Source organism: Microcystis sp. M53602_WE12 (genome assembly GCF_030065455.1).
Lineage (GTDB): Bacteria > Cyanobacteriota > Cyanobacteriia > Cyanobacteriales > Microcystaceae > Microcystis > Microcystis aeruginosa.
In genome coordinates this window covers 1-10,219 of the sequence record NZ_JASJFB010000019.1, presented here as the reverse complement: position 1 = coordinate 10,219, position 10,219 = coordinate 1, and the positions used below count along the sequence as shown (strand labels likewise).

Sequence of the window (10,219 nt, the reverse complement as noted above, 5' to 3'; positions counted from 1 at the left end):
TTCAAAAACCTTGCATTATCCTTCTTGTGGTACATCGCTTGGTACAAAAAACAAGGGCAACAAAGCCTGAAACGACCGACTCCTGACGACCGGCTACTGACTCCTACCCCCAGGAAAAACTTTTTCAGCAGACCCTATTTAGGGTTTGCTGAATAAATCTAAAAACCTTGTTAGATAAGGCTTTTGACCTGTTAAAATCCGATGTTAGTGCTGCGAAAATCGGATTGGGACTCTCAAAAACCTTGCATTATCCTTTTTCTTAGTACACAAGTTGGTACGAAAAGAGAGTTAAAACCCATTGCCAGTAGGGACTATAGCTACAATGATTGATTTTTCTCAAGGTGAAGAATTGTAATTTTTTTTCTCAGAAAAAATCAATTATTGAGGTTCTTCGTTACTTGGTATGGTTCGATAGGGGGGCATAAATCGACTAAATCGTTATCTGGCAAGAGACTTAATTGATTAGTTCGCTCTAGAGCAAAAACAATTAACAAAAATCGCTAAATGCCTTTCTATATAAGGGTTCCATCCCTTATAACCCCCGTCCGTTGCATAACACAAACCGAAGAGCCGGTTTTTTACTTGATTCTCGACCACGGGTTCACGAGTTAATCCTCGTGCCGCCAATTCTTTTTTCCTCTTTCCTAGGGACCTTTGCTGATAATCGGGTCTCATGACACCATTGTTACTCCGGTTTGAGTTCAGGATACTTCCAGATTTAGAAGATCAGGGCTTGCCCCTAGTTTCTCTTTTTCTTTTTAGGGCGCTTTGCGTCCTTCAGGAGCTGATAACTGATTCAAGGCTGCCTCCTGCCTCCTGCCTCCTGCCTCCTGCCTCCTGCCTCCTGCCCCTTGATGGGATGGCTAACGGCTAAAAATAATCTTCTCGATGGCATCTAGGGCGGTTTCTAGGTCATCGTTGACGATTTGATAGGGGAATTCCTCGCTGGCGGCCAATTCTTCTCGGGCGCGCTCTAGACGACGGGCGATCGCTGTTTCGGCATCTTTGCCCCGGTCGCGCAAACGACGTTCTAATTCCTCGAAAGTGGGGGGTAGGATAAAGATTCTCCGCGCTTCGGGGAAGCTTTTACACACCTGTCTGGCTCCCTCTAATTCGATTTCTAGAATTACGGTCTGGCCTGTTGCTAATTGAGCAGCGATCGCTGATTGGGGTGTTCCATAGTAGTTGCCCGCATATTCGGCCGATTCGAGAAATTCTCCGGCTGCCATTTTCTCCTCGAAACTGGGACGGTCGAGAAAGTAGTAATCTTCCCCCTCAATTTCACCCGGTCGAGGTGGGCGCGTAGTAGCGGATACGGACAGGTAGAGGTTAGGGAAACGAGTTAGTAAATGCCGTACTAGCGTACCCTTGCCCACACCGCTAGGGCCAGTAATGACGATTAATTGACCGGGTTGCATGGGGTTAATAACTTAGTTGCTACTATTAACAGGGGCTTCCTTGTTGACCACGAAACGGTGAGCCACGGTTTCCGGTTGAATGGCCGACAGCACTACATGACTAGAATCGGTGATGATCACCGCACGAGTCCGTCTTCCGTAGGTAGCATCGATTAAACAGCCTTTATCCCGAGCATCACTGATGATGCGTTTGATAGGAGCCGATTCTGGGCTAACGATGGCGATAACCCGATTAGCGGAAACAATATTACCGAAGCCGATGTTGATCAGTTGTATATCCATAAGTTAACAAAGGTGCAGCCCTTTGTACAAAAGAGTGTGGAGGTATGATTACAATGTTATCGGGAAAGATTTAGCCTTACAACGCTAAAAATAACATTCTTAATCACATTTTAGTATTTTTTCAGGTTTTTTGCGATTTTAATTAAATTTGTTTACACGAGTCTCTATCTTAGGGAGTAAATAGTCCAAAAGTCGGGAAAATTAGGGAATTTTGAGGGTGTGGGGTGATGGGGGAGTGGGGAGCAGGGTGTAGGGTGTGGGGTGTGGGGTGTGGGGTGTAGGGTGATGGGGAGAACAAAGCTGCCTCCTGTCTCCTGTCTCCTGACTGCTGATCACTGATCACTGTTAAGAATGTCCCCGGCAATGGCATGATAATTATGGTGACTAATAAGTATTCTCTATCCTTGGTGGGTGCGTTAGACTATGGGTTTTGCTGATCTATCGATCGCTGATATTGCGGCAGAGTACGATCTGGCCGATGAATCTGTGTTGTCACTTTGCGACCAATTAGGCATCTCCTATAAAGATCGGCAGACTAATCTCGCCCTAGAAGATGCTAAAGCAATTATCTCACTGATTTTATCCCAACGCTCAGGAGTAACCGCCTCTAAAACGGAAACGTCCCCTTGACTTTATTCCCAACTGCGATCTTCTCGGTGTCCGTGATCACTTAGAATCGATCGATACCCTCCCAGAGGAGAAAATTTTTTAGTCACCTTAAAATCCCCTTTCTTGGAACAATTGCGAGTAGGAGAACAATGATCAAACGTTTGATTGTAGCAGCGATCGCTGTAGTCTTTTTTGTATTACAATTCAATCTTAACGGCGCTAGTGCCTTAGAACTCAATGAAAAAACCCTCACCATCACCCTCAATGACGCAGGGGAATCGGTGACTTTGACTTCTGAACAAGCGACGGAAGGACAGAAACTTTTTGTCGCCAATTGTACTAAGTGTCACCTGCAAGGTAAAACCAAAACTAATAATAACGTCAGTTTGGGTCTGGCCGATCTGGCAAAAGCGGAACCTCCCAGAGATAATCTGTTAGCATTGATTGATTATCTAGAACATCCCACCAGTTACGATGGTGAAGATGATCTAAGCGAACTCCATCCCAATGTTAGCCGTCCGGATATCTTCCCAGAATTACGCAATCTGACCGAAGATGATGTGTATAACGTCGCCGCTTATATGTTGGTTGCTCCCCGTCTAGACGAGCGCTGGGGTGGTACAATTTACTTCTAAATTGCCCTCCATATATCTCTCAATCCCTCTAGATTTCTAGGGGGATTTTTGATTAGACAGCAAATAGTTGTAAAAATTCTTTGAGTTCATTTAATACCTCATGCTCAAAGTTCCAAATATGACGTTTGTTTTTCATAACATAATCAAATCCATTCATACTGCATTTCCTGCCAGCTTGTTTTTTGTCTTCTGTGGAACAGGTATCAAATCGTAAATAGTTACTAATCCAAAACTTATCAAAATCTTTGTCTTTAATCGATTTTTCTTGCTTGTTTAAACAATTTCTCCAGTCTTCTAAACAATCCGCATAGGTGGAATCTTGATTTTTAATCTTCTTGAGAACTGTTTCTAGTTCTCCTTGTCCTTCCACATTGGTAAAATAACAAGCAAATTCTGTGATTTGATCTTCTATTGTTGTCAATCTATAAAGCTGACTGGTTTCCCTAATATCTTCCGCTTCTGGATACACCTTTTTCAGACAATCGTTAAGCCAATTTAGTCGCTCTGTCTTAGTATCAGAATCTTGATCGATAATAATACCAACTTTAGGGATAGCTTTTTTACCAAGAGTCGCCTTAATTTCATCGAAAGTGCTGGTTAATTTAGCTTTATCTAAACCCTGTAAACATTTATAGTCATCTTCCTCAAAGCAAATCGGTTTATCTAACTGAATTTTGTTAATATTTAAGTATTTTACTAGGGCTTCGATAAAAATTTTATCATTCTTGCTCTCGACGATTAATAAGTTACTCACCTCTCACCTCATTGCCATGTTTTAAGGCGTACTCTAAAGTGCTTAATTGTCTTTTAATACCAATAATTTTATCAGTTCTGGGACTCCTTGCTAGTTCAAAATAGGCCCCCTGTTCTGGATAATATTCTAACCCCACATCGGCAAAAGCTTGGATCATCTCTAAACTGTGGGTTGTGGCAAAAATTTGGCTATCTAGTTCGATAGCTAATCGGAATAAAGTTTTCCAAATATCTGGGTAAGCAGTATAGTGAAGACCATTTTCTATTTCATCGATAAAAATAATTTTTTTAGGATTGATGAGTAGAGCAAAAATCATCTCTATCAGACGATTAATAGCTTCACCAAACAGAGATATGGGTAGGCGTTTTCTCTCTTTTATTTTCAGATATAAATTTGGTTCACCCAGAAAAAAACTTTCTATTTTTTCAATGGACGGATCGAGAATTTGTAGAGCTTTTAGCACTTCTTCTTCCTGTTCATTAAAAACTATTTTAGTATAGGCCTCGCTCAATTCTTGCAAAGATTTATTGACAGATGCGGCAATGATTACTGGTTCCTCATCACCCCCATTAGGTAAAGCTAGTATCTCCTTAGAACTGGCAATTAAAAAATAGTTCATTTGCTCATCATTTGAGTCATGATCATGGTCAAAACTTGTGTGAATATTTAAGATAGAAATAACTGATTTATCTTTAGCAATAAAATCGTATAATTTTTGCCAGTCTTCAGAGATGCCTAGAACACTATCTTTAAGAGAACCAGAAATCGATATTTTTACCAATTTATCCCCTTGATTAGATTGGGAGCCTTTTAACTCAATAATATTTTTTCTATCAAGATTGAATAATAAATCATCCCAAGCATTTTTGGGAACAGCCCGAACAACTGCTAAAGATTGCCTACGAATGATTCCTCTGATGTAGGGATGAATAGTATTTGGATAGGGATAACTATACAAAAATATTGCCTCTAACAGGGCAGTTTTCCCTGAATTGTTCTTACCACCAATTAAATTAACTCGCTCAAAACCTTCAATTTTGGTATGCTCAAAACATCTAAAATTACTAATTTCAATATCCTTAATCATGTTGACCTCTGGGCTGAATAAGCATAAACTTAGGGGTAGGAATGACCCCGGCAAGATGGGGATTTTTTTACTTAATTCTAGACGAGAATCGCCTCCAACTCTCAAACCGGTGACTATCCCCCACCGAAACTGCCGCCCTAAGAGATAATAGAGACAGGGATTTATTTACATTTCTTCATCATGGCTAGAGACTTACGAGGATTTATTAAGCTTTTAGAAGATCGTGGCCAATTACGCCGCATTAGTGCATCGGTCTCTGCCGATTTAGAAATTGCCGAGATCGCTAATCGGATGCTACAGGTGGGGGGGCCGGCCCTACTGTTTGAAAACGTGCAAGGGGCCGAGTTTCCCGTCGCTATTAACCTCATGGGAACCGTAGAACGCATCTGTTGGGCGATGAACCTGAATAAACCCGAAGAATTGGAAGATTTAGGCAAAAAACTCGCCCTGTTGCAACAACCGAAACCGCCGAAAAAACTCTCCCAAGCGATCGATTTTGGTAAAGTTTTATTTGATGTCCTGAAAGCCAAACCCAACCGTAACTTTTTTCCTGCCTGTCAACAGGTGATTTTAGAGGAGGATGAGGTAGATTTAAAGAAAATTCCGATGATTCGCCCCTATCCGGGGGATGCAGGCCAGATTATCACCCTAGGGCTAGTAATTACCAAAGATTGCGAAACGGGAACCCCTAACGTCGGTGTCTATCGCTTACAGCTACAGTCTCACAATACCATGACCGTCCACTGGTTATCCGTGCGCGGTGGGGCGCGTCACCTGCGAAAAGCGGCACAAATGGGCAAAAAATTGGAAATAGCCATCGCTTTAGGGGTCGATCCTTTAATTATCATGGCCGCCGCCACTCCTATCCCCGTAGATCTCTCAGAATGGCTGTTTGCGGGATTGTACGGCGGTTCTGGGGTACAGTTAGCCAAGTGTAAAACCCTCAATTTGCAAGTGCCGGCCGACGCAGAAATCGTCCTGGAAGGAACAATTACCCCCGGAGAGGTATTGCCAGATGGCCCCTTTGGTGATCACATGGGTTACTATGGCGGTGTGGAAGATTCACCCCTGATTCATTTCCACTGCATGACCCATCGTCGCGACCCCATTTATTTAACCACTTTTAGCGGTCGTCCTCCCAAGGAAGAAGCGATGATGGCCATCGCGCTTAATCGTATTTATACACCGATTTTACGGCAACAGGTGTCAGAAATCAGGGATTTTTTCCTACCGATGGAAGCTTTAAGCTATAAAGCGGCGATTATCTCCATTGATAAAGCCTATCCCGGACAAGCGCGGCGAGCGGCCTTAGCTTTTTGGAGTGCCTTACCCCAGTTCACCTATACTAAATTTGTCATCGTCGTCGATAAGGAGATTAATATTCGCGACCCCCGGCAAGTGGTTTGGGCAATTAGTTCTAAAGTGGATCCGGTTCGCGATGTGTTTATTCTCCCGGAAACCCCCTTTGATAGCCTGGATTTTGCCAGCGAAAAGGTCGGTTTGGGGGGAAGAATGGGAATTGATGCCACCACTAAAATGTATCCCGAAACGGACCACCAGTGGGGGGAACCTTTGGAGTCGGATCCGGCCATGGCGGTCAAGGTTTCCCAACGCTGGTCAGAATACGGTTTAATCGATATTAATTTACAAGAAGTAGATGCCAATAAGTTTGGCTACGAAATGTAGATTTAACTGACTAAATAGGGTCTGCTGAAAAAGTTTTTCCTGGGGGCAGGGTGTGGGGTGTGGGGTGTGGGGTGTGGGGTTTTACCGGTTTTGAGGTGGCCAATTACCTAATTTTCAGGGAAAAAGTCCCGGAATTTTCCCCCCAATCACTCCAATCGCTGCTACTTTTTGATGGGTACATCTCACATTTGCAGAAATACCGACAATCAGCAATTATCAGTGACTCTTAAATTGGTACAAAAATATGAACAATCGCGTATAAGCATCCCACCGAAAAGCTAATGCGCTCCTAGGGCTGTTTCATTCTCCCATCAGAATATCAAAAGTAAAAGCGATCACAGTCAGGTAAAATGAGGAGTGACCGCCAAACTTTCAAATATATGTTGAGCTTAATAGAAAAACTGAAAGGCTCTTCGTTACTTGGTATGGTTCGATATAGGGGCATAAATTGACTAAATCCTTATCTGGCAAGAGACTTAATTGATTAGTTTGTTCTAGAGCGAAAACAATTGACAAAAATCGCAGCAATGTCTGTCTCTATCGGGGTTTTATTCCTTATAACCCCCTCCGTTGCGTGGCACAAATAGGGGAACCTAATTTTTTTCAGGGCAATGACTGGTAGGCAACCCGAAAATTATATAGATTAGTGGCAAAAAAGACTTGACAAAATCCCTCGATTTGACCTATACTTTTTATTATAATGGGAATCCGTGCCGAAATATATATAAGCCTTTTTACTTCCGCTATAAGTTTGTCCGAGAAGCAATCGAGAAAACCATAAACGGGTCATTGGAGGAGCCTTATGCCAGAATCTAGATCTGAGATTATTTCAGTGAAAGTTAAAGAAAATGTCACCATGTTAGTGGAAGCGAGAAGTTTCGGTGGTGAACGGGAAGTATCCGATCAAATATTTGACTTTCAAAGTGTGGCTGATACAATTGAGGCAGTTACTGAATCGATCGCTGCTACGATAAGTAAAGTGCAGCCCAAAAAGGCAACCGTAGAATTTGGGGTAGAAGTCAGGGTAAAATCCGGTAAACTAACCGCTTTAATTGTGGAAGGTGAAGGAAAGGGAAATTTAAAAATTACCCTAGAATGGGGAGGATAAATTGATTAAATGCTTACCCCGGAATCTCTACCCCCGTACACTGTCAGGTTAAAGTTAATCGATGCGTCAGGAACAGGCTTTTTTGTGGGACAAGGGTTAATTTTGACCTGTCTTCATGTGGTAAAAGATGCGCGGGATAATCGCGAGACTATCGAGATAATTTGGCAAGGTCAAATTTCTGGGGCTAAAATTATCAACTTACCGAATCTAGACGAGATCGATCTGGCTCTTTTACAATTAAACTCGTCTTTAGATCACAAATATGTCGATTTTGATCACGATTTACAATTAACAGATAAATTATACACTTTTGGCTATACCAACGATTATCCGAACGGTGATCCTAGTGACTTTGAGTATATAGGTTTAACGGGGGATGAAAACCCCTTAATCAAGTTTAAATTAGGGCAAGTACAACCCGGTTTTAGTGGTTCACCTCTGTTAAATTTACGCACGGGGAAAGTGTGCGGAGTGGTGAATAAAACCAGAGATGAGTACAGTGATTTAGGAGGAAGAGCGATTCCAGTTCAGGCTATTTTTAAATATTTTCCGCAATTACAACCCCAAAAAAATGCCCATAATCCTTTTAAACCCACTTCCGGAGGTATTGAAGAAATTCAGCAGATTTTTGGCCGGGAACAAGAAATTAAAGATATTTTTGAGGTTTTAAATTCCGGCAGTAGTGCTGCTATTATCGGGGAAAGGGGAACGGGAAAAACCACCCTGCTTTGGGGAATTTACCATCAAGCAAGGGAGTATTTACTTAGTCATCGACAACCCTTGTATCTAAACTTAGAAGGATTAGCAGGAGATAAGGATTTTTATTATGAATTATGTCATCAGATTGGTATAGCTGCGAATTACGATAAACCGCTCAAAGGAACTAGATTAACTAGGGAATTAGAAAAACACAAAATCCTGTTATTATTGGATGTGGTAGATAATATGACTCAAAAATATTTCAGCTATCAGCTTAGAAGTCAATTAAGAGAGTTGGCTAATCGTCCCGATCCACCTTTAAGATTAGTAGTAGCGGCTAATCGTCCCCTTGATGTTTTATTTCCTGATAACAAAGGAGGTGATTCACCTTTCGAGGGAATTTGTCAACAATTTCCGATTAAATTATGGGATGAAGCTAAAATTAAAGAGTTTATTAGTCATCGTCTAAGTCAAACTGGAGTGACTTTTACTGAGGAGGAAATAAGTTCTCTTGTTAGGCAAAGTCAAGGAAAGCCGCGAGAGGTGATGCAAAATTGTTTTAAACTTTATCAAACCAAAGTCAATAACTCAGCATCCCGAACTTAGGTTATAACTAAATAATAAGTTGATTTAATTTTGGGTTTGATCCTACCTTGATAAGGGGGGTTTGATCCCCCCTGCCCCCCTTGATAAGGGGGGTTTGATCCTACCTTGATAAGGGGGGTTTGATCCCCCCTGCCCCCCTTGATAAGGGGGGTTTGATCCTACCTTGATAAGGGGGGGTTGATCCCCCCTGCCCCCCTTGATAAGGGGGGTTTGCTCCTACCTTGATAAGGGGGGTTTGATCCCCCCTACCCCCCTTGATAAGGGGGGTTTGATCCTACCTTGATAAGGGGGTTTGATCCCCCCTACCCCCCTTGATAAGGGGGGTGCTGAATAGTAGGGTTGATTCATGAATCAACCCTACCTTGAGTAACACCTAACTACTTAATAAACCATCACCGGGTAAATAGCTAGAGATAAAAATTATGAAGGAAAGCACCGTCCCCAGAATTAATCTCGCTCCTAAACTCAAACGCGATTTATCTTTATGGAATCCTTTTGATTATCTTTTGCTGTTGTACTGGGTGTTTTATTTTCCCCAAGCAGTGCGCTGGTATGTGGAAACGAGAGGCGGCGGCGATAAATTAAAAGAACAGAAAACATGGCGCGATAAAATACAATTTCTCCGCGACCATCCCGTACAATTGCGTCTAGGGATTCAGGGTCTTCTCTTAACTGTAATTACCCCTCTGATTATCTGTAGCATAATAGCAGCAAATTTAGGACTTTCTGTTGATTGGGTGGGCGTGGTGTTGGGCGTGGTGTCGGGCGTGGCGTTGGGCGTGGCGTTCGGCGGCGTGGTGTTGGGCGTGGTGCTGGGCGTGGTGCTGGGCGTGGTGTCCGGCGTGGTGTCCGGCGTGGTGTACCGCGTGTTGTACCGCGTGTTGTGGGTGGTGGTGTTGCGTGTGATGTCGGGCGACGTGGTGTCGGGCGTGGTGTGGGACGCGGTGTTGGGCGTGGTGTACGGCGTGGGGTTGGGCGTGGTGTCCGGCGTGGTGTCGGGCGTGGTGTGGGACGCGGTGTTGGGCGTGGTGTTGGGCGTGGTGTCGGGCGTGGTGTTGGGCGTGGGGTGGCGCGTGGTGTCCGGCGGGGTGTTGGGCGTGTTGTTCGGCGTGGGGTGGGGCGTGGGGTTCGGCGTGGGGTTTATATTCGCCTTTTTCCGTCTTGATAATTGGCTAATCGGGCTTTTGGCTGGTCCCCAAGGGCGACTTTTTCCCCGTATTACCCTTCTACCGCTGCCGGGGTTAACCTCGACTCTACAACAATGGTTACAGCAAGACTGGGAAACGGCTATTAATAACCTCAATCAATACTTTCGGTACAGCCGCCAGTTTATTC

At 43.4% G+C, this 10,219-nt stretch carries 10 protein-coding genes and 2 pseudogenes; 6 read left to right on the top strand and 6 right to left on the bottom strand.

The window, feature by feature from the left end:
• Window positions 1-863: 863 nt before the first annotated feature.
• From gmk to PX482_RS00615, 3 genes are all read right to left on the bottom strand, one after another.
• Window positions 864-1,418, bottom strand: coding sequence for a guanylate kinase (gene gmk, locus PX482_RS00625; protein WP_002762373.1), 555 nt, complete (start codon window positions 1,416-1,418; stop codon window positions 864-866).
• 12 nt (window positions 1,419-1,430) lie between these two features.
• Complete coding sequence (gene remA, locus PX482_RS00620; RefSeq protein ID WP_002737924.1) at window positions 1,431-1,700, bottom strand: extracellular matrix/biofilm regulator RemA; 270 nt, start codon at window positions 1,698-1,700, stop codon at window positions 1,431-1,433.
• A gap of 169 nt (window positions 1,701-1,869) precedes the next feature.
• Window positions 1,870-2,043, bottom strand: coding sequence for a hypothetical protein (locus tag PX482_RS00615; protein ID WP_288094134.1), 174 nt, complete (start codon window positions 2,041-2,043; stop codon window positions 1,870-1,872).
• 80 nt (window positions 2,044-2,123) lie between these two features.
• On the opposite strand from PX482_RS00615, the gene PX482_RS00610 reads away from it, so the two are divergent.
• A complete protein-coding gene (locus tag PX482_RS00610) occupies window positions 2,124-2,330 on the top strand; it encodes a hypothetical protein (RefSeq protein ID WP_002735525.1) in 207 nt (68 codons plus the stop codon).
• Between the two features lie 128 nt (window positions 2,331-2,458).
• Window positions 2,459-2,944 carry a photosystem II cytochrome c-550 gene (psbV, locus tag PX482_RS00605; RefSeq protein WP_002762375.1) on the top strand — a complete coding sequence of 162 codons (486 nt, stop codon included), beginning with the start codon at window positions 2,459-2,461 and terminating at the stop codon, window positions 2,942-2,944.
• A 52-nt stretch (window positions 2,945-2,996) separates the two neighbouring features.
• Here the strand turns inward: psbV and PX482_RS00600 are convergent, their stop codons facing one another.
• Both PX482_RS00600 and PX482_RS00595 read right to left on the bottom strand, forming a co-directional pair.
• Complete coding sequence (locus tag PX482_RS00600; protein ID WP_002762377.1) at window positions 2,997-3,698, bottom strand: DUF3226 domain-containing protein; 702 nt, start codon at window positions 3,696-3,698, stop codon at window positions 2,997-2,999.
• Entirely contained in the window at window positions 3,691-4,785 is a 1,095-nt protein-coding gene (locus PX482_RS00595; protein ID WP_002762378.1) for an AAA family ATPase, read from the bottom strand. The genes PX482_RS00600 and PX482_RS00595 overlap by 8 nt, the downstream gene beginning before the upstream one ends.
• A 180-nt stretch (window positions 4,786-4,965) precedes the next feature.
• Between PX482_RS00595 and PX482_RS00590 the strand changes: the two genes are divergently transcribed.
• Window positions 4,966-6,471, top strand: coding sequence for a UbiD family decarboxylase (locus tag PX482_RS00590; RefSeq protein ID WP_288121950.1), 1,506 nt, complete (start codon window positions 4,966-4,968; stop codon window positions 6,469-6,471).
• A 372-nt stretch (window positions 6,472-6,843) separates the two neighbouring features.
• Here PX482_RS00590 and PX482_RS00585 read toward each other — a convergent pair.
• Window positions 6,844-7,054: pseudogene (locus PX482_RS00585) on the bottom strand (hypothetical protein).
• Window positions 7,055-7,273: 219 nt separating this feature from the next.
• Here PX482_RS00585 and PX482_RS00580 point away from each other — a divergent pair.
• The 3 genes and pseudogenes from PX482_RS00580 to PX482_RS00570 all read left to right on the top strand — a co-directional run.
• Window positions 7,274-7,579, top strand: coding sequence for a CU044_2847 family protein (locus PX482_RS00580; RefSeq protein ID WP_002762380.1), 306 nt, complete (start codon window positions 7,274-7,276; stop codon window positions 7,577-7,579).
• A gap of 9 nt (window positions 7,580-7,588) precedes the next feature.
• Window positions 7,589-8,884 carry a S1 family peptidase gene (locus PX482_RS00575; protein WP_288094611.1) on the top strand — a complete coding sequence of 432 codons (1,296 nt, stop codon included), beginning with the start codon at window positions 7,589-7,591 and terminating at the stop codon, window positions 8,882-8,884.
• A gap of 422 nt (window positions 8,885-9,306) precedes the next feature.
• Window positions 9,307-10,219, top strand: a pseudogene (locus PX482_RS00570) (AAA family ATPase); the annotation flags it as partial.